This is a genomic window from Micromonospora sp. A202, assembly GCF_006715105.1.
GTDB lineage: Bacteria > Actinomycetota > Actinomycetes > Mycobacteriales > Micromonosporaceae > Micromonospora > Micromonospora zamorensis.
In genome coordinates, this window is the sequence record NZ_VFMP01000001.1 from 5,113,106 (window position 1) to 5,134,552 (window position 21,447).

22 protein-coding genes are annotated in these 21,447 nt (G+C 71.2%); 12 read left to right on the top strand and 10 right to left on the bottom strand.

Translation table 11 applies throughout. The features are described from left to right. Nucleotides 1–169: 169 nt before the first annotated feature. A complete protein-coding gene (locus FBZ33_RS23495) occupies nucleotides 170–1,024 on the top strand; it encodes an alpha/beta hydrolase (protein WP_141910689.1) in 855 nt (284 codons plus the stop codon). A 149-nt stretch (nucleotides 1,025–1,173) separates the two neighbouring features. Next, nucleotides 1,174–2,313, top strand: a complete 1,140-nt coding sequence (locus FBZ33_RS23500; protein WP_141910690.1) for a site-2 protease family protein — start codon at nucleotides 1,174–1,176, stop codon at nucleotides 2,311–2,313. Between the two features lie 91 nt (nucleotides 2,314–2,404). Here FBZ33_RS23500 and FBZ33_RS23505 read toward each other — a convergent pair whose 3' ends face one another. Together FBZ33_RS23505 and FBZ33_RS23510 are read right to left on the bottom strand one after the other, a co-directional pair. Then, complete coding sequence (locus FBZ33_RS23505) at nucleotides 2,405–3,682, bottom strand: FAD-binding protein (RefSeq protein WP_141910691.1); 1,278 nt, start codon at nucleotides 3,680–3,682, stop codon at nucleotides 2,405–2,407. After that, nucleotides 3,679–4,449 (bottom strand): hypothetical protein, encoded by a 771-nt coding sequence (locus FBZ33_RS23510; RefSeq protein WP_141910692.1) that lies wholly within the window; start codon nucleotides 4,447–4,449, stop codon nucleotides 3,679–3,681. The genes FBZ33_RS23505 and FBZ33_RS23510 overlap by 4 nt, the downstream gene beginning before the upstream one ends. Nucleotides 4,450–4,550: 101 nt before the next feature. On the opposite strand from FBZ33_RS23510, the gene FBZ33_RS23515 reads away from it, so the two are divergent. Further along, the gene (locus tag FBZ33_RS23515) at nucleotides 4,551–4,979 is read left to right on the top strand and encodes a hypothetical protein (RefSeq protein WP_141910693.1); all 429 of its coding nucleotides are present in this window, start codon (nucleotides 4,551–4,553) and stop codon (nucleotides 4,977–4,979) included. 85 nt (nucleotides 4,980–5,064) lie between these two features. On the opposite strand, the gene FBZ33_RS23520 is transcribed toward FBZ33_RS23515, so the two are convergent. Further along, nucleotides 5,065–5,994 (bottom strand): LLM class F420-dependent oxidoreductase, encoded by a 930-nt coding sequence (locus FBZ33_RS23520; RefSeq protein WP_099856367.1) that lies wholly within the window; start codon nucleotides 5,992–5,994, stop codon nucleotides 5,065–5,067. A 95-nt stretch (nucleotides 5,995–6,089) separates the two neighbouring features. Between FBZ33_RS23520 and FBZ33_RS23525 the strand changes: the two genes are divergently transcribed. Both FBZ33_RS23525 and FBZ33_RS23530 read left to right on the top strand, forming a co-directional pair. Further along, on the top strand, nucleotides 6,090–6,404 hold the full coding sequence (locus FBZ33_RS23525; RefSeq protein WP_141910694.1) for a helix-turn-helix transcriptional regulator: 315 nt from the start codon (nucleotides 6,090–6,092) through the stop codon (nucleotides 6,402–6,404). Next, nucleotides 6,405–6,935 carry an SRPBCC family protein gene (locus tag FBZ33_RS23530; RefSeq protein ID WP_141910695.1) on the top strand — a complete coding sequence of 177 codons (531 nt, stop codon included), beginning with the start codon at nucleotides 6,405–6,407 and terminating at the stop codon, nucleotides 6,933–6,935. Between the two features lie 46 nt (nucleotides 6,936–6,981). Here FBZ33_RS23530 and FBZ33_RS23535 read toward each other — a convergent pair whose 3' ends face one another. Continuing rightward, on the bottom strand, nucleotides 6,982–8,019 hold the full coding sequence (locus tag FBZ33_RS23535; protein WP_141910696.1) for a hypothetical protein: 1,038 nt from the start codon (nucleotides 8,017–8,019) through the stop codon (nucleotides 6,982–6,984). After that, complete coding sequence (locus tag FBZ33_RS23540; protein ID WP_088949608.1) at nucleotides 8,019–8,288, bottom strand: hypothetical protein; 270 nt, start codon at nucleotides 8,286–8,288, stop codon at nucleotides 8,019–8,021. Before FBZ33_RS23540 ends, FBZ33_RS23535 begins: the two co-directional genes overlap by 1 nt. Before the next feature lie 664 nt (nucleotides 8,289–8,952). Here FBZ33_RS23540 and FBZ33_RS23545 point away from each other — a divergent pair. Both FBZ33_RS23545 and FBZ33_RS23550 read left to right on the top strand, forming a co-directional pair. Next, entirely contained in the window at nucleotides 8,953–9,432 is a 480-nt protein-coding gene (locus FBZ33_RS23545) for a hypothetical protein (protein WP_141910697.1), read from the top strand. Between the two features lie 76 nt (nucleotides 9,433–9,508). After that, nucleotides 9,509–10,705 carry an MFS transporter gene (locus tag FBZ33_RS23550; protein WP_141910698.1) on the top strand — a complete coding sequence of 399 codons (1,197 nt, stop codon included), beginning with the start codon at nucleotides 9,509–9,511 and terminating at the stop codon, nucleotides 10,703–10,705. An 11-nt stretch (nucleotides 10,706–10,716) separates the two neighbouring features. Here FBZ33_RS23550 and FBZ33_RS33510 read toward each other — a convergent pair whose 3' ends face one another. Continuing rightward, a complete protein-coding gene (locus FBZ33_RS33510) occupies nucleotides 10,717–12,126 on the bottom strand; it encodes a helix-turn-helix domain-containing protein (RefSeq protein ID WP_141910699.1) in 1,410 nt (469 codons plus the stop codon). 63 nt (nucleotides 12,127–12,189) lie between these two features. On the opposite strand from FBZ33_RS33510, the gene FBZ33_RS23560 reads away from it, so the two are divergent. The 3 genes from FBZ33_RS23560 to FBZ33_RS23570 all read left to right on the top strand — a co-directional run bounded on the left by FBZ33_RS23560 (nucleotide 12,190) and on the right by FBZ33_RS23570 (nucleotide 15,349). Further along, entirely contained in the window at nucleotides 12,190–13,023 is an 834-nt protein-coding gene (locus tag FBZ33_RS23560; protein ID WP_141910700.1) for an SDR family NAD(P)-dependent oxidoreductase, read from the top strand. A gap of 111 nt (nucleotides 13,024–13,134) precedes the next feature. After that, nucleotides 13,135–14,079 (top strand): RNA polymerase sigma-70 factor, encoded by a 945-nt coding sequence (locus FBZ33_RS23565; RefSeq protein WP_099856400.1) that lies wholly within the window; start codon nucleotides 13,135–13,137, stop codon nucleotides 14,077–14,079. An 82-nt stretch (nucleotides 14,080–14,161) separates the two neighbouring features. Continuing rightward, a complete protein-coding gene (locus FBZ33_RS23570) occupies nucleotides 14,162–15,349 on the top strand; it encodes an NAD(P)/FAD-dependent oxidoreductase (RefSeq protein ID WP_141910701.1) in 1,188 nt (395 codons plus the stop codon). 4 nt (nucleotides 15,350–15,353) lie between these two features. Here FBZ33_RS23570 and FBZ33_RS23575 read toward each other — a convergent pair whose 3' ends face one another. Beyond that, the gene (locus FBZ33_RS23575) at nucleotides 15,354–16,244 is read right to left on the bottom strand and encodes an NmrA/HSCARG family protein (RefSeq protein ID WP_141910702.1); all 891 of its coding nucleotides are present in this window, start codon (nucleotides 16,242–16,244) and stop codon (nucleotides 15,354–15,356) included. 86 nt (nucleotides 16,245–16,330) lie between these two features. On the opposite strand from FBZ33_RS23575, the gene FBZ33_RS23580 reads away from it, so the two are divergent. Beyond that, on the top strand, nucleotides 16,331–16,870 hold the full coding sequence (locus FBZ33_RS23580; protein ID WP_141910703.1) for a TetR/AcrR family transcriptional regulator: 540 nt from the start codon (nucleotides 16,331–16,333) through the stop codon (nucleotides 16,868–16,870). 92 nt (nucleotides 16,871–16,962) lie between these two features. Here FBZ33_RS23580 and FBZ33_RS23585 read toward each other — a convergent pair whose 3' ends face one another. Continuing rightward, nucleotides 16,963–18,159 carry a serine hydrolase gene (locus FBZ33_RS23585; protein WP_141910704.1) on the bottom strand — a complete coding sequence of 399 codons (1,197 nt, stop codon included), beginning with the start codon at nucleotides 18,157–18,159 and terminating at the stop codon, nucleotides 16,963–16,965. A 120-nt stretch (nucleotides 18,160–18,279) separates the two neighbouring features. Beyond that, nucleotides 18,280–19,356, bottom strand: coding sequence for an aldo/keto reductase (locus FBZ33_RS23590; protein WP_141910705.1), 1,077 nt, complete (start codon nucleotides 19,354–19,356; stop codon nucleotides 18,280–18,282). 91 nt (nucleotides 19,357–19,447) lie between these two features. Between FBZ33_RS23590 and FBZ33_RS23595 the strand changes: the two genes are divergently transcribed. After that, nucleotides 19,448–20,329: an AraC family transcriptional regulator gene (locus tag FBZ33_RS23595; RefSeq protein ID WP_141910706.1), complete on the top strand. Its 882-nt coding sequence runs from the start codon at nucleotides 19,448–19,450 to the stop codon at nucleotides 20,327–20,329. A 190-nt stretch (nucleotides 20,330–20,519) separates the two neighbouring features. Here the strand turns inward: FBZ33_RS23595 and FBZ33_RS23600 are convergent, their stop codons facing one another. Continuing rightward, a complete protein-coding gene (locus tag FBZ33_RS23600) occupies nucleotides 20,520–21,407 on the bottom strand; it encodes a hypothetical protein (protein WP_141910707.1) in 888 nt (295 codons plus the stop codon). Nucleotides 21,408–21,447: the final 40 nt, after the last annotated feature.

Genomic DNA, 21,447 nt, shown 5'->3' on the forward strand with positions numbered 1-21,447 from the left:
CCGGAGCGGCCGTCACGTCCCGGCCGTGACATTTGTCAGGGGCCGTCGCCAACGGCCGGCGTCATCGCCTGGTGACACGAAGGTCAGCAGCCAGTCCTGGCGGCGAGGAATTCCGCGCACGGCAACGGGTACCCGCCGGGCCGGGACGCCGCGACACCGGGAGGACGCGATGGGTGCCACACCGCAGGGCCAGGTCGACACTGTCGTGCTGGTCCACGGGCTCTGGATGACCCCGCGGAGCTGGGAGGGGTGGGCCGACCGGTACGCCGCGCGGGGTCTGCGGATCCTCGCCCCGGCCTGGCCAGGGATGGATCGGGAGGTCGAGCGGCTGCGCGACGATCCGACCCCGATCGCGCAGCAGAGCATCGCCACGATCGTCGCGCACTACGACCGGATCATCCGGACGCTGGTCCGACCGCCGATCATCATGGGGCACTCGTTCGGTGGGCTGATCACCCAACTCCTGGTCGACCGGGGTCTCGGCGCGGCGGCCGTCGGCGTGGCTCCTGCCCCGATCAAGGGTGTGCTGAAGCTGCCACTGAGCACGCTCCGCTCGGCCTTCTCGATCCTGCGCAACCCCGCCAACCGCAACCGGGCCGTACCGTTCACCGCGGAGGATTTCCACTACGCCTTCGGCAACACGATGAGCCGGGCCGACTCCGACCGCGCCTGGCAGCGCTACGCCGTCCCGGGCGCCGGGCGGGTGCTCTTCGAGGGCGCGTTCGCCAACCTCGACCCGACCTCGCCAGCGAAGGTGGACACCGGGCGCAACAACCGGGCTCCGCTCCTGCTGATGGCCGGCGAACTCGATCATGTGGTGCCGCCGTCCGTGGCGCGCTCCAACGCGGGGCTCTACCAGAAGTCCCGGGCACTCACCGCGTACCAGGAGTTTCCCGGCCGCTCGCACTTCACAATGGGGCAGGACGGCTGGGAGGAGATCGCCGACTACGCGCTGGACTGGGCGCTGCGCGCGGCGGCACTCCCCCGCGAGGTGACCATCGCCAGCGAGTCCCCGCGCCGCTGAACCGGGCGAGCGCACGATCCACTCGGCTTTCCGGAAGTCGGGGTGTCGACGGGTCGTGGATACCCCGGTTTCCGTGAACCCGAGTCGATCACCAGTCCTTCGGGCGCCAGGGCCGGCATGGGCGGGTCTGTCCGGGGTATCTCACCGGGATGAGGGCCAGTTTCCGGCTTGGCCGGGTCGCGGGAGTGCCGGTCGGCGTCAACTGGAGCGTTCTGTTCATCTTCGCGCTGATCGCGTGGGGGTTGGCCGCCAACCAGTTCCCCCGCTCGTACCCGGACCGCTCGCCCGTCGCGTACGCGATTGCCGGGCTTGCCGCCGCGGTGGTGTTCTTCGTCGGCCTGCTCGCCCACGAGGTGTCGCACGCGGTGGTGGCCAAGCGCAACGGGCTGGAGGTCGACGGCATCACGCTGTGGCTGTTCGGCGGCGTGGCCGAGTTGCGGGGCGAGCCACGCGACCCCGGTGCGGAGCTGCGGATCGCTGGCGTCGGCCCGTTGGTCAGCCTGCTGCTCGGGGCGTTCTTCGGTGTCGTCGCCGCGCTGCTCGCGCTGGCCGGTCAGGGCGGGCTGCTGCTCGGGTCGGTGGCCTGGCTGGCGGGCATCAATGTGCTGCTGGCCATCTTCAACGTGCTGCCGGCCGCGCCCCTGGACGGCGGCCGGTTGTTGCGCGCCGCGGTCTGGAAGGCAACCGGCGACCGGACCCGGGCATCCGTGGTGGCCGCCCGCGCCGGCTGGGTGCTGGGTGTGCTGCTGATCGGCCTGGGGCTGTGGCAGTTCCTGTCCGGTGTCGGTTTCGGCGGGCTGTGGCTGGCCCTGATCGGCTGGTTCCTGATCGGGGCCGCCGGGATGGAGGAGCGGCAGGCTCGCACCGGCAGCGCACTGCGCGGCATCCGGGTCGGCGACGTCATGACCTCGCAGCCGCAGACCGCCTCGGCGGAGATGACGGTCGCCGACTTCGTCGACCACTACCTGTTCGCGTACCGGCATTCGGCGCTGCCGCTGACCGAGGACGGCCGGCCGATCGGCCTGGTCACCGTCGACCGGGTGCGCGGCGTACCGCCCGAGCGGCGGGCGTCGACCACGCTGGCCGAGGTGGCCTGCCGGGCCGAGGATCTGGTCCTGGCCCAGGCCGGTGAGCAACTCAACGACCTGCTCCCCCGCCTCAGCGCGTGCGCGGACGGCCGAGCCCTGGTGGTGACCGAAGACGGCCGCCTGACGGGCATAGTGTCCCCCAGCGACATCAGCCGAGCCGTCCAGAGCAGCACCCTCCGCACCCCCGCACCCTCCCGTTGATCATGAGGTTAGCGGCGCGACACGCCGACATCCACGCCGCTAACTTCATGATCAACGGAGTGAAGCGGGGGTCGGGGGCCAGCGGGAGGGGTCAGCGGGGGAAGTGGCGGTCCAGCAGTTCAGTGCGGAACGTGCCGGTCGGGTCCAGGTGACGCAGCAGGGCGGCGAAGTCGGCGTGCCTCGGATAGCGGGCGGCCAGCTCGGCCGGGTCGGTGACGAAGACCTTGCCCCAGTGCGGGCGGGGCGCGAACGGTGCCAGGCGCTCCTCCACCTGGGCCACTACCGGCAGCACGGCCGCGGTGTCGTCGATCCAGGTGAAGTGCAGTACGAAGCTGTCCCGCTGGTGGTTCGGGCTGAGCCACAGCTCGTCCGCCGCCACGGTACGCAGCTCGGACACCAGCAGCACCGGGGCGATCAGGTGCGCCACGTCGTCCAGGGCGGCGAGCGCGTCGGCTGCCGCTGTCCGTGGCACGTGGTACTCGGACTGGAGCTCGTCACCGCTGCTCGGGGTGAAGCCGAGCTTGAAGTGCGGCAGCCGCTCGTGCCACGGGCCCGGCTCGCCGAGCTGCGGGGTGCAGTTCTCCACCGGCATCCCGAGCACCGGGTGCCGGGGCGCGTCGGCCGCGGTGGTGCCCAGCCAGTCCGCCGGGGGTGGCGGCTGGTCCGCCACCTGCTTGCGCCACACCTCGCGCAGCCGGGGGGAACGGAAGTCGGTGAAGACACTCACGCTGTACGCGGAGCCGAGCGCCTCGTCCAGCGCCTCCCGGTCGAGGTCGAGCCGCACGTACTGGCGCAGCTCGAAGGTCGGCACCACGTCCAGGGTGACCCGGGTGACCAGGCCCAGCGCGCCGAGCCCGACCACCATGCCGGCGAACGTGTCGGCGTCGCGGTCGACCCGCAGCAGGTCGCCGTCGGCGGTAACCAACTCCAGGCCGGCGACCGCGCTGGCCAGGTTGCCGTGGGTCTGGCCGGAGCCGTGGGTGGCGGTGGCCACCGCCCCGGCCACCGAAATGTGCGGCAGCGACGCGAGGTTGGCCAGCGCGTACCCCTGGGTGTGCAGGTGCCGGGCAAGGTCGCCGTAGCGCATCGCGCCACTGACGGTGACCTCCCCGCGCTCGCGGTCAAGGTCGACGACCGGGGGCAACCCGGCGAGGGTGACCAGGTCGCCGTCGGTGTCGCCGAAGCGGTTGAAGGAGTGCCCGCTGCCCACCGCCCGGATCCGGCTGCTGCCGGCGACCAGCCGGCGCAGCTCGTCGACCGAGGTGGGGCGGTGGAACGCCCGAGCGGCGTACCGCACGTTGCCGGCCCAGTTGCGGCGCGGAACGTCGGCCGCGGTGGTCGACGTGGCGTGCTCTCCCTGGGCGGTCATGTGGCGGTCTCCCGATGGGTGGACTGGTGGTCGGCCAACGCGGCGACAAGGGCGTCCAGAACCGTATCCGTCTGGAACGTGCTGTAGCCACGCTGGGCGACCGGCAGGCCGGCCGCGCACACGCGTTCGATCTCGCCCCGGGCCGCCTGCCTCGTCTGCACGTCCCCGGAAACCAGGGCGTCCTGGCCGCGCCGGATCAGCTGGTCGACCCGGTCCATCCGGTAGCCACGCAGGCCGACCGGAAGGTCCGGGGTGGCGAAGGCGGCGCGGCGCAGCGCGGCCAGGTCGACGAAACGACCTCCGGCATAGCGGGTGAGCGCGGCCGACACCTGCTCGGGCTGCTCGCGAACCTGGTCGAGGACGAGCAACTCGATGGCCGGGCGGCCGTCGAGCGGGTGGCGGGCGGTCACCGGCTCAAGCGTCACACCCGGCACAGGCACCAGCAGCAGTCGCGGTGGTGCCGAGTAGCCGGCGCGTCGGGGCGGGTCGTCGAGGACCAGCGCGTCGACCTCGGCCCACGGGATCTCCCGGCGCAAGCCGGGCCGGCGGATGCTGACACCTTCGGCGTCGATCCGGAACCGGAACGGCCGCAGCGCGCTGACCAGCGCCAGGCAGCCGAGCACGACGGCTCCCACCGCGATGATCGTCCGTAGCAGGGCGCCGTCGCTGGGGTAGACCAACAAGAGCACTCCGCCGAGTACGCACACCAGGGCGAGCGCACGGGCTCCCCGATTCCGGCGCAGTTCCACGCTCGGACCCCCGTTCATGACCGTGGCGTCGGTCCCAGCATCTTCCGCCAAACCCGGCACCGGGGACACCGGTCGATCGGGCACGGTTGTTCTCGTCATCGTCGGGGAACCCTACGCCCATGAGCAGCTACCGTGATCCGGCCGCGCGAGGCGACGTCTTCCCCTCCGAGGAGGAGCTGGACCCCACCGGCACCGGGGTCGAGCAGGCCAGCGCGCCAGCGGCTGGGGGTTTGCCGAGTCACCCGGCGCCGACGCCCGGCCCTCGCCCCACACCGGCGCCCGCGCCGGCCCCGACGCCGGTGCCGGCACCGGGGCCGCCGCCGCGCACGCCCGGTGCCGGCCCGCAGTCGATCGTGACCCGACACCTGGACGGCTCGGTGGAGGTGGTCACCGACCTCGACGGCGACGGTGTCGCCGACGTCGTGCAGATCGACGTGGACGGCGACGGGATCCCCGACATCACCTATGTGGACAGTGATGGGGACGGGCGGCTGGACACCGTGCTGGGCGACCCGGACGCGGTCACGACGGGCGCCCACCGAGCCTGACCGGCAGCGCCGTCCCACGGCCACCCGGCCGAGCGCCGTCCCACGGCCACCCGGCCGAGCGCCGTCCCACGGCCACCCGGCCGACTCAGAGCTTCGCCATCACCTCGCTGGCGACGAACTCCAGGTGCTCCAGGTCGCCGAGGTCCAGCACCTGGAGGTAGATCCGCTCGCTGCCGATCTTTGCGTACCGGCCAATGGTGTCCAGGACCTCGGCGGGGGTCCCGGCCAGACCGTTGGCCCGCAGTTCGTCGGGGTCGCGCCCGATGGCGGCGGCCCGGCGGGCCACCTCGGCGTCGTCCCGCCCGCAGCACAGGACCAGGGCGTTGGACCAGACCATCCCGGCGGGGTCCCGGCCGATCTCGGCGCACGCCGCGCGGACCCGGTCGAACTGCGCCGCCGTGTCCGCCACCGAGGCGAACGGCAGGTTGAACTCGTCGGCGTAGCGGGCGGCCAGCCGAGGAGTGCGCTTCGGGCCCGTCCCGCCGAGCAGGATCGGTGGGCGCGGCTGCTGCACGGGCTTGGGCAACGCGGGCGAGTCCTGGACCGGGTAGTACCGACCGGCGTGATCGAACCGCTCGCCGGTCGGCGTTGACCACAGCCCGGTGATCACCGCGAGCTGTTCCTCCAGGCGGTCGAACCGCTCTGCCAGCGGCGGGAACGGGATGCCGTACGCGGTGTGCTCCTCGGCGTACCAACCGGTGCCGATGCCCAGCTCCACCCGGCCGCCGCTCATCTGGTCGACCTGCGCCACCGTGATCGCCAGCGGGCCGGGCAGCCGGAAGGTCGCGGCGGTCATCAACGTGCCGAGCCGGATGCGGCTGGTGTCGCGGGCCAGCCCGGCCAGCGTGGTCCACGCGTCGGTGGGGCCGGGCTCGCCGCTCGCCGCTCCCATCATCAGGTAGTGGTCGGACCGGAAGAACGCGCCGTAGCCAGCGTCCTCGGCGCAGCGGGCGACGGCGAGCAACTGGTCGTAGCTGGCGCCCTGCTGGGGTTCGGTGAAGATCCGCAGTTCCATGATCCGAGCATAGGGAGCTGATCGGCGACGCCACGTCGGGACGGAGACTCCTGTCATATGCTTTGACAGTCATATGAAGGACCAGGCATATTAGGATGGTGTCCACCGATGCCTTCACCGTCCTCGCCGAGCCCACCCGGCGCCGGATCCTCGATCAGCTCCGCGACGCCGAACGCAGCGTCGGCGAGCTGGTCGACGGGCTCGGGGTCAGCCAGCCGGCCGTCTCCAAGCACCTGCGGGTGCTCCGCGACGCCGGCTTCGTCACCTGCCGGACGGCCGCCCGCCAGCGGATCTACCGCCTCGACCCCGGCCCACTGCAGGCGGTCGACGGCTGGCTGGACCCGTACCGCCGACTCTGGGCCCGGCACCTGGACGCCCTGGAACGGCACCTCGACAGTCAGGAGCAGTGAATGGACCGCGACGCGTTCCGCCCGAGCCCGCCCGCCGAGGTGCGCGCCGAGCCCGCCGACGACGGCGCGACACTGGTCTTCGTCCGCGACCTGCGGCATCCGCCGGCCACCGTCTGGGCGGCCCTGACCGACCCGACCCAGCTCGCGCAGTGGGCGCCGTTCCTCGCCGACCGCGACCTCGGCCACGTCGGCACCGCCGTGCTCACCCTCGCCGACGGCGAGACCACCCAGGAGGACCCGGCGACGGTACGCCGGGCCGAGCCGCCACACCTGCTGGAGTACACCTGGGGCGACGACCTGCTGCGCTGGGAGCTGAGCCCGCTGGGCAGCGGCACCCGGCTCACCCTGCGGCACACCGTTGCCGACCGGGGCATGCTGCCGATGGTCGCAGCCGGCTGGCACCTCTGCCTCGACGTGGCCGACCGGCTGCTCGACGGCGACCCGGTCGGCCCGATCCGGGGCGCGGAGGCCAGGGACTTCGGTTGGCCCGAGCTGCGCGACGCGTACGCCGAACGGCTCAGTCCGGGCTGACCGGTCTGTCCCGGCGGCCCCGGAGCCCCGGAGCCGCCGGGACCGCTCAGACGTACGGCCGCTTGGCGTACGCCTCTCGCAGCGCGGCCAACCCGACCGCCTTCGGCGTCAGGGTGCCCCAACCGGAGTTGAAGTAGTTGGTCCGCGTGATCCGGGGTCCACGCTCGGCGTTGAGCTGAGCGATCGCCGCCGGCACTGTCGCGATCCAGGCGGCCTGGTTCGGGATCTCCGCCGACCGGACCCCCCACTCCGCGATGATCACGGGACGGGACAGGGCCACCGGGCCGAGATCGGCCACCGCCCAGTCCTTGGGGCGGCGGAACCGGGCCAACGCGGTGTGGCTGGCGTTGGTGGCGTACGCGTTCCACTGGAGATAGTCGAGGCGGGTCATCAGCGACTCCGGGTGCATACGCTGGAAGCAGGCCCGGTCGAAGCCGCCCAGCCCGACCGAGAAGGTCGTCCCGGCGGGCAGGGTCCGCGCCTTGAACCACGTCAGGATGTAGTTCACCGCCTGCACCGCCCGAGCGTCCGACTCGGCCCAGGTGTAGGCCTTGCCGTCCTCGGTGGTCCCGAACTCGTGGTCGGTGTCGAACTCCGAGGCGAGCTGGATGTTCACCCCGAAGCCGAGCGTCCGGTACTGCGACAGGGCTCGGGCGAACAACCCGTCGCACTGTCCCTTGATCACCTGGCCGTACCCGTACGCCCTCGGCCAGGTGGTGCCGGGACGCTGCTGGATGGTCATCGACGGTGCCGGCACCGTGTAGCTGACGCCGTCCACCGCGAAGCTCTGCGGCCCCTGGTTCGGGGCGCCGTAGTGCTTCAACTCCAGGACCATGTTCATCTGCACCCCGGCCTTGCCGAGGCTGGTCAGCCAGGGGCGGTTGTAGCCGGGGAACGTGTAGCCGTCGGCGAAGCTGCGGTACTGGGTCAGCGACCGGAAGTTGCCGCCGGCCATGTCGGCCGTCGGATCGGCGCCCCCGGACAGGTAGTAGCCCCCCAGCACCGGCTGGCTCAGGTTGTAGTCGGCGGTGGCCGTCGCGGTGTTCCCGGCGGCGTCGCGGACCTGGACGGTGACCCGGGGCATCACGCCACCGCCCGGTAGACGGCCACGGAACCGTTGTCGGACACCCGGGTCCAGGTACGCCCGGAGTTGTCGCTGACGGTCAGGGTGAGTGGGTCGATGACGGCGGTGACCTTCACCGGCGCGCTGCTGTTGCCCTGCGCGTCGGTGACCACGATGGTGACGGTCAGCGGTTTGGTGTCGGCGTCTGAGTAGGTGACGGTCAGCAGCATCTGGTCACCCGGCGCGAAGACGGATGCGTTCAAGGCTGCTGTCGCGGTGGGAGCGGCCATGTCGGGCCCTTTCTGGCTCGGTCGCCATGCCGGCGCGCGGTTTGGGCGACACCGGACCGGCGGGGTCCACAGTGCGAAAGGCCGGCGGGGCGCGGGGACGACAGGTACGGCCGGCGACAGGCGTCGCCTGACTGCCGACGGTGCTGACGTCCTCGTCCCGATGGGCGGAGGCACCGCTGCGGGCGCCCGCAGGGGTGTCGGTGGCAGCCACGGCCTGTGGTACGCGTGGCCGGGGCACGGCATCTGTGCCGTGACCGCCGCGGCGTCGGGGCCGGGCTGGGTGGGGACGGCACCGGTGCGGACGATGTTGTCCCCACCGGGCCGGAGGCTCTGGGTGTGGCCCGCCACCCGTCTACCTCCACCTGCCCCAAGGGTGCTCTACCAGGGGCTTTACCGTCTTGTCCGGTTTGTTACACCGCCGCCGACAGGGCTGCCCCAACAAAGGAGCGGAGCAGTCAACTGATCGACTCGCTTTCCTTGATGTCGCGGCATCCTCGACGCCTCGACACCCCGACATCAGCAAAACCGAGTCGATCACCGCTCCGGCGGAGCCGATACCTGGTGATCCTGGCGAACCGGGAGCTTGCTCAGAGTGGAGACCGAGGACCCGATCGACGTGTTCCTGGTGCGCGAGCCCAACCGCATGTCAATGTAACGTTGACACATGACGTCGGAGCTGGCCAGATTGGCCGAGGTTCGTGCCACCCGCGCCCACCTCGACGAGCAGGAGTTGGACCTCATCGACCGGGCGCGCCACGACGGCGCGACCTGGGCGCAGATCGCGACGGCACTGGGTCTCGGCAGCCGGCAGGCCGCGGAGCAGCGCCGGCAGCGACTGGTGGCCGCACGGTGGTCACGCCGCCAGCACCTCGACCTCCGGTTCGCACCACGGATCGTGGCGCTGCGAAACGCCGTTGCCGACCTCGGGCGGTGGATCGCCACCGATCGCCGCTGGGACGCCCGGTTCGATCGGGCGGGGCTCGTCCGGAGCACGGTGGAGGTTGCCCTGGATGCCGCCCCGGGTTCGCTGTACGCGTTGGCCGAGCATCTCGCCGCCGATCTCGCCGAGGCGGGCGAGCGCGTGCCGGCACCCGTGCGCGCTGCCGCAGCGAAGATCGACGCGGCGCTGTCAACGGTTAGTTGACAGAGCCCCGAGAGTCTTGCCCGCATGAGACTCAATATTCAGGATGTGAGTCATCTCGGCTCAACCTGGAGGGCTCATGCGGCGCAACGCGGGACTGTTCGTGGCGATCTCCCTGCTGTCCGGCTTCGGCAGCAGCGCCATGACCCTGGTGGCCGGGATCTGGATCCTCGACCTCACCGGCTCCACCGGCCTCGCCGCCCTCGCCGGACTCTGCGTGTACGCCCCGGTCCTCGCCGGCCCGTGGCTGGGCGGTCTGCTCGACCGGGCATCCCGGCGACCCCTGGTCATCGCCGTCAACCTCCTGTTGGCCGCCGCGCTGCTGGCGCTCCTCGCGGTGCGCGGGCCGGGACAGACCTGGCTCATCTTCGCCGTCTCGTGCGCCTACGGCGTCAGCTACGTGCTGATCGACGCGGGTGAGACCGCGCTGCTGCCGTCCGCGCTGTCACCGACGGAACTCGGCGACGTCAACGGCTGGCGCTCCAGCGCGCAGGAGGGCATGAAGCTCGTCGCTCCGCTGGCCGGGGCGGGCCTGTACGCATGGCACGGCGGTTACGCGGTCGTCGTGCTCAGCGCGGCCATGCCGGTCCTGGTCGCCACCCTGTACGCGGCGGTACGCCTGAACAGGACGTCGCACGACCGGCCCGGACCACGGCGAAACGGCCTGCGTACCGGATTGACGGTCCTGTTCGGACAGCGAGTGAACCGGGTGCCGGTCACGCTCGCCGCCGTGTCGATTGCCATGTCCGGCTTCACGACCGCGGCGATCTACGCGGTCGTGATCACGGAGCTGCGCCTACCGACGACGTTCCTGGGGGTGCTGGCCAGCGCGCAGGGCGCCGGTTCCATCATCGGCGGGCTGATCGTCGGCCGGCTGCTCGCCCGACGCGGTCCCATTGCCGTCGGCGTCGCCGGGACGGTGCTGTTCGCGCTCGGCCTTCTGGCGCGTTGCCTGCCATGGTGGCCGGTGACGATCGCAGGGGCGCTGGTCGCCGGCGTCGGCCTGCCCTGGACCCTGGTCGCGGCGGTGACCGCCGTGCAGACACACACGCCGTCGGCGCTGCTGGGCCGGGTCTCCGCGACGGCCAACACCGCGATGTTCGGGCCGCTCGTCGTCGCGATCCCGCTCGGCTCCGCAGCCGTCCACCTCGGCGCCCGCCCGCCGCTCGTCGCCGCCGTCGTGATCTGTCTGACGGCCGTGGCTGTCACGCACCCCCGCCCAGAGTCCCTCCGGAGCGCCCGTCGGACGGCTGGCCGGGATACCGCGACCCGATGACGGGCAGGGCCTCACCGCGCGCGTACCGGATGGGTTGCCTGGAAGGCCAGCCGGCGGTCCGCGTCGGCGGCGATGTGGTCGAGGATGTCGTCGAGGTCCAGGAACACCGACCACCGCTCGCGGCCGGTGGCCTCGGCCAGCCGGTCCACGAGCAACCCTTCCAGGTCGGTGACCCGCTTTCCCTTCCACACCTTGTCGGCCACGCTGACCAGCAGGTCGTCGACGCCGATGCCGTCCTGCTGCCAGGAAGCGTGGTCACGCGCGAACCGGGCCAGCGCCTCGGAGACACCATGCCCCAGCAGCAGCTCGTAGCCGGCGGGCTCGTGGGCGGATCCGGGCCCCGACAGCTCCTCCGGGTGCCGGACCTTGCCGATGTCGTGGGTGGCGGCCCCGAAGAGCACCGCATCACGATCGAACGGAAGCTGCGGGAACCTTTCCGCCATCGCATCGGTCAGCTGCGCGGCGACGTCGTGCACGGCCCGCAGGTGCGCGGCGAGACGCGGCGGCGCATGCAGGGTCTCCAACAGGGCGACGACCTGGTCGGGCAGGGACCGTAGCGGCGGGTCCGCGGGTGCGATGAGAGCGCGGCGCAGGGGGTCGGCGGTCACGGCAGCAAGGGTACGACCACCGTTCCTCAGAGCAGTCTGGCCAGGGCCTGCGCGGCGGGGGGTGTCCGGTGCCGCCTGGTAGGCGATGATCACCTGTCCCTCGGCACCGGCGATGGCGAGCGTCTCCCGTCGCAGCGTGAGCGGCCCGACGACGGGATGGTTGAAGCGCTTGACCTCGTCGCGTGTCGGCTGTACGTCGTGCAGCGTCCAGCTGTCGCGGAAAAAGCTGTCAGTCAGTAGCGAGGAGATGAGGTCGGCGGTCGCGGGATCGCGCGGGTCGGCTTCGGCGCGGAGCGCGGCGGCGCTCTGGGCGGCGATCTGCGCCCAGTCGGGAAACAGCGCACGCGCCGCGGGGTCGAGGAACATGCCGCGGATCAGGTTCTGACCGGGCGTGTAGAGCGGGGAGAGCGCCATGGCGGGCTTGTTGGCCGCCAGCACGTCGAACCGGCGGTCGCGGACGTACGCGGGTGTCTGGCTCCACGAGTCGATGAGCTGCTGCACCGCGTCGGAGACCGCCGTGTGCTCGCCCCCGTGCGGTGGAGCGTCGGCGAGCGCGGTGAGATGTGCCCTCTCGTCGGGATTCAACCGCAACGCGCTCGCCAGGGCGTTCAGCACCTGCGGGGAGGGGTTGCGGTCCTTGCCCTGCTCCAGGCGGGTCAGATAGTGCTGGCTCACGCCCGCCAGGTGGGCCAGCTCGTCACGGCGCAGTCCCGGCACGCGTCGGCGCCCGAACGACGTCAGCCCCGCCTCGTCCGGCCGGACCCGCCCGCGACGTGCCCTGAGGAAGTCGCCGAGCGCGTTCTCGCCTTTCATTCCCGCCAGCCTAACCCTGTCAGGGTGCTGGCAGCCTGGCGTCCGCCGCCGCATGGTCGAGTCATGAAGACATGGTTCATCACCGGCGCATCCCGCGGCTTCGGCCGCATCTGGGCCGAAGCCGCGCTCACACGCGGAGATCGGATCGCCGCGACCGCACGCGACCACAGGGCGCTTCAGGATCTGACCGAGGCGTACGGGGACCGGGTTCTGCCACTGACCCTCGACGTGACCGACCGCTCGGCCGTGTTCGACGCGGTGTCCCGGGCAGCGGAAACGTTCGGCCAGCTGGACGTCGTGGTCAACAACGCCGGCTACGGGCTGTTCGGCATGGTCGAGGAGGCGACCGAGGAGCAGGCCCGCGCGCAGCTGGAGACGAACTTCTTCGGCGCTCTCTGGGTGACCCAGGCCGCCCTGCCCGTGCTGCGCGCGCAGGGCAGCGGTCACATCCTCCAGGTTTCCAGCATCGGAGGGATCGGGGCCTTCCCCACCCTCGGGCTCTACAACGCGTCGAAGTGGGCACTGGAGGGACTCAGTGAGGCGTTGTCCGCCGAGCTCGCCCCACTCGGTCCGAAGGTGACGATCGTGGAGCCCGGACCGTTCGGCACCGACTGGTCCGGCGACTCGGCCGTGCACACGGAGCCGATCGGGGCCTACGAGCCCGTACGGCAGGCGCGCCGGGCCGGGGCGGCCGCCCGCACGCCGGACGATCCCGCGCTGACCGCCGGAGTCATCCTGCAACTTGTCGACTCCGAGGAGCCGCCGCTGCGCCTGTTCCTCGGGCCGTACCCGTACCTTCTCGCCGAAAAGTTGTATCGGAACCGGCTCGCCACCTGGAACGACTGGCGCTGGCTGGCGGAGCAGGCGGCACCGGGCCAGGAGGGTGACCCGATGTGAGTGCCGGTCGCCAGGCCCGGGTACGACCGCCCGGCGTGCTGCCACGCCGGCGTCGAGTGGGGTTGCCGACGGGAGCGAGTGCCCGTCGCGACAGGTGGATACTGTCGCACCATGCGGCTGAGTCCGGACGAGGTCGAGCTGTTCGAGCACTCCAGGGCCCGCCTGGAGGCGATCGCCTATCGCCTGCTGGGCTCGGCCAGCGACGCCGAGGACGCCGTCCAGGACACGTTCCTGCGCTGGCAGGCCGCCGACCGGGAACGGGTCGAGACACCCCAGGCGTGGCTGACGAAAGTGCTCACCAACCTGTGCCTCAACCAGCTCACCTCGGCACGGGCCAGGCGGGAAACCTATGTGGGCACGTGGCTGCCCGAGCCGGTTCTCGCCGGGGACCGGATGCTCGGCCCGCTCGACACCGCCGAACAGCGCGAATCGGTCTCGATGGCGGTGCTCACCCTCCTGGAGCGGCTGTCCGCCAACGAGCGTGTGGTGTACGTGCTGCGGGAGGCCTTCGGCTACTCGCACGGTGAGATCGGCGAGATCCTCGGCCTCAGCGAGTCGAACTGCCAGCAGATCTACCGGCGCGCCAAGCAGCACGTCGCCGCCGAGCGGGCCCGCGCGGAGGTCGACCAGGCCACCGCGCGGAAGATCGTCGCGGAGTTCCTCACGGCGGCCCAGCACGGCGAGATCCAGCGGCTGGTCGAGTTGCTCACCGACGACGTGACGAGCACCGGTGACGGTGGCGGCAAGATCCCGGCCCGGACCACGCCGTTCTCCGGGGCACTGGCGGTGGCGAAGTTCCTGCGCGGCCTGTTCAAGCCCGCCGACGTCAAGCGGGACCTGATCGGCGGCAGCCCCGCCCTGTACGTCGCGGTCGTCAACGGCAGCCCGGCGGCGGTGGTCGTGATGGACGACCGCGTCATCGGTGTCATGTCCCTGGAGGTGACGCCCGAGGGGGTCGCGGCCATCCACACCCAGGTCAACCCCGACAAGCTCGTTCGCGCCACCCGTCAGTGGTCCGCCGCCGACCACGGCGAACCCCTCATGCACGTGTGGTGACCCAGGTCATAGCCGGTGCCTGTCAGGAATCACGTCGCTGTCCGGTTCAGGAAGCGACCACCGCCGAGACAGGAGTGACACCATGAAGCACCGCATCGTCGTCCTCGGAGCCGGCTACACGGGAGCCGTCGCCGCCGGGCGTCTCGCCAAGCGACTGCACCCCGACGACACCGAGATCACCGTCGTCAACGCCGACCCCGATTTCGTCGAGCGGGTCCGCATGCACCAGGTCGCCACCGGGCAGGACCCCGAGCGCCGCCCGCTGAGCAAGGTCTACGCCGGCACCGGCGTCACGCTGCGACTGGCGCGGGTCACCGCCGTCGACGCCGACCGCAGGACCGTCGCGCTCGCCGACGAGCACGGCACCGACGAGATCGCGTACGACACGCTCGTCTACGCCCTCGGCAGCACCGCCGCCGACCATGGCGTTCCCGGCGTCGCGGAGCACGCGTACGACATCGCCGGCAGGCCGTCGGCGCTGCGGTTGCGCGACCGCCTCGACCAGCTCGCGGCCGGCGGGACCGTGCTCGTCGTCGGCGGGGGTCTCACCGGCATCGAGGCGGTCACCGAGATCGCGGAGGCCCGGCCGGACCTCGACGTCGCGATCGCCGCCCGTGGCGTCCTCGGTGACTGGCTCAGCGAGAAAGCGCAGCAGCACCTGCGGAGGGTCTGCGACCGGCTCGGCATCACCGTGCACGAGCACGCGGACATCGCGCGGGTCGAGGCGACCGCTGCGGTCACGGCCGACGCCCGGGTGATCCCGGCCCAGGTGACGGTCTGGACGACCGGCTTCGCCGTCCACCCGATCGCCGCCGCCACGACCCTGACGGTCGCGGCGACCGGCCAGATCATCGTCGACGCCTCGATGCGCTCGGTCTCACACCCCGAGGTGTACGCGGTGGGCGACGCCGGACTCGCCGAAGGCGCTGGCGGCAAGCCATTGCGGATGTCCTGCGCCTCGGGCATCCCGATGGCCTGGCAGGCCGCCGACGCCATCGCCGCGCGGCTGGCCGGTCGGGAGAAGTTCCCCAAGGCCCCGCTGCGTTACTTCAACCAGTGCATCAGCCTCGGCCGCCGCGACGGCATCATCCAGTACGTGACCGCCGACGACAGGGCCAAGCCGTCCTTCCTCGCTGGAAGGCTGGCGGCCCGCTACAAGGAGGTCGTCTGCAAGGGCGCGGCCTGGCAGATCTCGCACCCGGTGCTCTACCCGGTGCGGCGCCGGCGCATCGCCGCGACCCGGACGGAGACCGTCACGACGATGTCGTGAGGCGTCAGGAGAACGCCCGACGCGCCCACGTACGGAAATCGGTGGTGGGCAGGCCGAGGGCGCGGGTCATCTCCGGTCGGGCGGGGCTGCCGTTCTCGTTGATCTGCTCCACCGCGTTGACCATGGCGGGCAGCAGGCCGCGCTCGACGGCCTGCTGCGGGGTGAGCACGGGCGCGGTGACCGCCCGGCCGGTGACCTCACTGAGGATGGCGGCGATCTCGGTCATGGTGAGCAGGTCGCCGGCGAGTTCGACGTCCAGGCCGTCGAACCTTCCCGGGTTGGTGAACGCGGTCGCCGCGGCCTCGCCGATGTCGTCGACGGCGATCCACGGAAGCCGCTTGTCCGCGGCGAAGCCGGTGATGATCGTACCGCTGGACCAGCCGCCGAAGAGGTAGGACCAGCCGACGAGGTTCTCCATGAAGGTCGAGGGCTTGAGGACTGTCCAGTGTGCGAAGCCACCCGAGCGCACCATCTCGTCGATTGCCGCCTTGCTCTCCCAGTAGTGCCTGTCCCACCGGCCCTCGGCCCATCCGGGCTGGTTGCGGTGGAAGTCGCCGGCACCGGAAACGCTGCTGTGCACCACGTGCGACACGCCGGCCCGGCGCGCCGCCTCGACGACGTTGCGACCGCGGGTCACCTCGGCGTCGCCAGACATGTTCGTCACGTCGGGATACGGGATGGAGAAGAGGCCGTCCATCCCGTCCGCCGCGGCGAGCAGCAACTCCGCGTCGTCCAGGTCGCCCTTGACCAGTTCGGCGCCCCGCTCCCGCAGAGCCTTGGCGCTGTCGCTGCCCGGGTCCCGGACCAGGGCACGGACCGCGACGCCCCGGGCCAGCAGCGCGCGTGCCGTGGCCCCGCCCTGCTTGCCCGTCGCGCCGATGACGAGAACAGCCATGATGCCTCCCCAGAACCAAGTGGGGTGGCCCCCCACTTCTCGTCGGCTACGATATGGGGGACCACCCCACTTTGGCAAGGCGGACCATGAGAGCGGACGCACGACGCAACTACGACCTCATCGTCTCCGCGGCCTCCGAGGCGATCGCCCGCGACGGCGCGTACGCCTCGCTTGAGGAGATCGCCCGATCCGCCGGAGTGGGCTCCGCGACCCTGCACCGGCACTTCCCGTCCCGCTGGTCCCTGCTCCAGGCCGTCTTCCGCACCTGCGTCAGCAACCTGGCGGCCCGCGCCGGAGACCTGCTGACCGCGCCGAACGCCCTCGACGCGTTGACGACCTGGCTGCACGAGGTCACCGCGTACGCCACGACAACCCGCGGCCTCGCGGATTCGCTCCTGAACGAGCCCACCGAGGAGACCGACGCCTGCGGCGCTACGCTCGTCGCGGCCGGTGAACCGTTGCTGCGCCGAGCCACCGACGAGGGTTCGGTACGCCCCGACATCACCATGGCGGACCTGATGATGCTCGCCAACGGCATCTCACTCGCGGCGCAACCAGCGGGCGCGGCCAAGGCGGAACAACTGCTGACCCTCGCCCTGGAGGGGATCCAGTCACCCCGGCGGTGACGGGCCTCGGAGGCGGTGACAGGCCTCCGAAGCGGTGGCCGCCGGAGCGGCTGATCCACCTGAATCGCTCCGCGCCGGCATGCGCGTCCAGGTCAGCGGTCCGTGGCGCACAGCGCCGTCTCGACGCTCCGGTTCACCGCGCCGAGCATCTGCTCGCTGGTCGGCAGGCCGGTGACGGCGACGACAGCGCTCCGGCCGTCCCTGGTGGCGAGGTTGCGGGTCTCGAAGCCCTGGATGTCACCGCCGTGACCCCAGGCGTAGCCGCCGCAGGGCAGCTCGTACCGAGCGACACCAAGCCCGTACGCGTACTCCCCGGCCGGCTCGAACCCGGGCGCGGGCACGGTCGTCATCAGGGCCGTCTGCTGCGCGGGCTTGAGCAACCTGCCGCCGACCAGCGCGTCGAAGAAGGTCCGCAGCTCGTCCGGCGTCGACACCAGTTGGCCGGCGGCCCAGCCCAGGGACGGGTCCATCTCGGTGACGTCCACCCACGGCGCGCCAGGCGCCACCGCGACGTAGCCGTGCGGGTGGGTGCCACGGAGCCGCTGCTCCCCGACGCCCGGCCAGTAGGTGTCGCGCAGACCGAGCGGCCTGATGATGCGGTTGGTGATCTCCTCGCCGATCGGACGTTCGGTGACCTGCTCAACAACGAGCCCGGCGAGGACGTAGTTGGTGTTGCTGTACTCCCACTTCTCCCCCGGCGCGAAGTGCGGCGCGCCGGTGAGCGCCGCGTCCACCAGCCGACGCGGCTCGTAGTACGAGTGGCTCTTGTCGATCAGGTCCTGCGACCTGGTGAACAGCACGTCGTCGTAGTCCGGCAGACCGCTGGTCTGTTGCAGCAGCTGTCGTACGGTGATCCTGCCGCCGTCGTTGCCGTTGCCGCGCACGACCCCGGGCAGGTAGTGCTCGACTGTGGCGTCCAGGTCGATGCGGCCCTCGCCCACCAGTTGCAGGACGACCACCGCGGTGAAGCTCTTGGTGTTGCTGCCGACGCGGACCTGGCCGTCGCGGGGAACCGGGCGGCGGGTCTGGAGGTCACCGACACCGGCGGTGTAGTCCCGGACCCGCCCGTCGGCCCCCCGCACCGAGGCGAGTACGCCGGGGAAGCCGCTCTCGCTGACCAGGCCGTCCAGTTGTCGCTGCACGACGTCGCGCGGGCCGTCGCGCCGGGCGGTGTCGGCGAATGCCGAAGGGCCGGTCAGGGCGGCGCCGACGGTGACGGCGGCCAACGCGGCGGCGGCCATCCGCACGGTGCGACGGCGGCGGGAGGGATCGTTCGGTGTCACGGGCATGATGACTCCTCGGTATCGGAAACGCTTGACACCATCAATGGTTCAAGAAGTCCGATACCTGGACGATCCCCCCTGCTGCCCTCCTTCGGTACAGCCTGCGCTACCCCGGCCGGTCGGTGATCAGTACCTGACCTGACCCCCGGCAAAGGGTGACGCCTCGCTCGGCCGGCCGTCGACCGTCGCGCCCGCGAAGGCGAGACTCGGCGCGAGGTAACGGTTGTTGTCTGTCGGGAAGTTGAGCACCGGTGTCGACACCTCGTCGAGTCGTGCCGTCTGCTGTGGCGACAATCGCACGTCCACGGCGGCCAGGTTCATCTTGAGTTGATCGAGGCGTCGCGCCCCGATCAGCACGGAACTGACTCCCGGTCGGGCGCCGACCCAGGACAGTGCCGCTGCCGCCGGTGTCACCTCGGCATCCCTCGCGACCTCGTGGAGCGCGTCGATCACCTGCCAGTCACGCTCCGCGGGACTGCCCACCAGCCCGGCACGTGTCGTGTCGACGCTGCTGTTTCTACGGACGAACTTGCCGGAGAGCCAGCCGCTCTTGAGCGGGCTCCACGGCAGTACGCCGAGACCGTGCTCGGCCGCCATCGGGATGAGTTCCCCTTCGACCGTCCGTTCGAGCAACGAGTATTCGAGTTGCATCCCGATCGCTGGCGTCCACCCACGGAAGTGCGCGACGACCTGCGCCTCGGCCGCCTTCCACGCGGGCAGGTCGGACAGGCCCACGTACCGGATCTTGCCGGCCGTGACGAGGTCGTCGAGGGCTCGCAGCGTCTCCTCGACCGGGACGCCCCGGTCCCAGTTGTGCAGCCAGTAGATGTCCAGGTAGTCGGTGCGCAGCCGGCGCAGCGACTCCTCGGCCTGGGCGACCACGGCCTTGCGCCCGGCGCCGCCACCGTTGGGATCGCCGGCGAACAGGTTGCCGAAGAACTTGGAGCCGAGGACGACCCGGTCGCGTAGTCCAGGCCGAGCGGCCAGGTAGTCGCCGATGATCTTCTCGGAGTGCCCGTTGGTGTAAATGTTGGCGGTGTCGATGGAGTTGCCGCCACGTTCCAGGTACTCGGTGATCATCGCCTCGGACTCGTCTACCGGGGCACCCCAGCCATGGTCCTCGCCGAAGGTCATCGCACCCAGGGTGTAGGGGCTGATACGCAGGCCAGAGCGGCCCAGTGTGATGAAACTGTCGAGTGGCATGCCCCCAGTGCACACCTGCGGGCCTCCGACCGGGTAGATCAGAACTGGCAGCGCGTTGCCCGATCCTGCCAAAGTCGGCAGGATGAGCCTCATGAGCGCACTGCCCGAGATCCACGACCTGGTGCTGCGCCACGCCGGCCGACCAGCACCGGGCGGCCTCGTCCTGCACCGCAGCGACTCCCCCACCGAACCGATGCCGTCGCAGTCCGCGCCGGTCTTCGCTCTGATCGCACAGGGCGCGAAGTACGCGGTACTGGGCGAACGGGTCTTCTCGTACGGCGCCGGGCAGTTCGTCGTCGCGTCGACGGAGCTGCCGGTGATCGCCCACGTCAGCGAGGCCAGCCCCGCCACGCCATACCTGGTGCTGGGTCTCGCTCTGCGCCCGCCACTGATCGCGGAGCTTCTGCTGGAGACTCCACCGTCGCGCGGCGAGCCGGCGGCGGGCATAGCGGTCAGCACCGCGAGCGACGACCTGCTCGACGTGGTGGTGCGGCTGCTGCGACTGCTCGACCGCCCCGACGACCAGCGTGTGCTCTGGGCGGGGGTGGAACGCGAACTCGTCTGGCGGTTGCTGACCAGCGAGCAGGGTGGCACGGTCCGGCAGATCGGGCTGGGCGACGGCAACATCGTGCAGATCGAACGGGCGATCCGCTGGATCCGCGAGCATCACGCCGACCTGTTCCGCGTCGAGGACGTGGCGCGCGCCGCCGGGATGAGCGTGACGTCGCTGCACCGCCATTTCCGGGCCGTCACGACAATGACACCCATTCAGTTCCAGAAGTTGATTCGGCTCCAGGAGGCACGGGCCCGACTGCTGGCCGAGCCCGGTGACGTGGCGGGCGTCGGGTTCGCTGTCGGCTACGAGAGCGCATCGCAGTTCAGCCGCGAATACCGGCGACTGTTCGGGCTCCCGCCGGGGCAGGACGCGGCCCGCCTGTCCCGCGTCAATCCGGCGCAGCTCGCCGACGTGTGAGGATGCCACAGGGGGTGGCTGGCTGGTCCGGTGGCAACGGGGTGGTGCCGGCGTTCGACCCGTCGAGGGTGACCGTGGCCGGCGGCGCGGCCGGCCTCGCCCCGACGAGCGTGATGCCTGTGAGTCATCTAGATGACTCACAGGCATCACTCACTCAGGGGAACCATTGGGTCAGCAGCGTGCTCGGCCGCTAGAACCCGTCCCACTGGCGGGCCGAGCACTTCCAGGTCTTCCCGCCATCCTGCGAGATGCAGACCACCAGGAGCTTCCCGAGGAGGGGAAGGCTGACGGTGAAGATGTGGGCCCTGGTCTTCGCGTACACGACTCCGGAGTTCTCGGCGATGTCGGCCAACGCCCACCCCGGGTCCGGTCCCTTCACCGTCGCCACCCGGCGCAGCGAGTCGACGTCCTTGCCATCGAGGAGCATCTCGACGTCCTTCGCCGAGGGTTCGCCGTCACCGACCAGTGTCTCCACGGCGGACGGGCCATCCACTGTGACTCCGTTGGCCTTCTCGAAGGCCGCCTTCGTCCCGCCGATCGTGGTGTCGCCGCCGAGGGCGAGGGTGATGACCGGTTCGCCCGTCCGGCGCGACAGCAGACATTCCCAGACGGACTTGCCCGACGCCACGCACATGGTCAGGCACCAGTCCCGACCGCCGGGCACCGACGAGGCGAAGATCAGCGACGTGGTCCCTGTCGCGGTGTCACCCTTGCCGTCGTACGCGCCGTCGGCCAGGTCGGCCATGGTCGTGCCGAGGATGTCCCGGCCGCCCGGCATCGTGCCCACAACCTTGACGCCGTCGACCTTCTCGCCGGCGACGAGCGCCGCAAGCTGGTCGCTGGTGAGATCCCGGCCTCCGGCGTCGACGGCCAGCACCTTGTCCAGGTCGCCGACGGGCCGGCCGGTCAGGTCCTCGAACCGTTGGAGCATCGTCCCCGGCGCACCGGGGTGGTCGGTGACCGTCGTCCGGGCCTCACCCTCGGCGGCCTGCGACGGAGCGTACGAAGCTGTCATCCCCACGATCAGGGCCGTGGTGATGATGGTGGCGCGCCTGGTGATGTCCCGCAGAGTTGTCATCCTGTCCTCATCTCGGTGATCGGTGTCGGCGGAGTGGGAC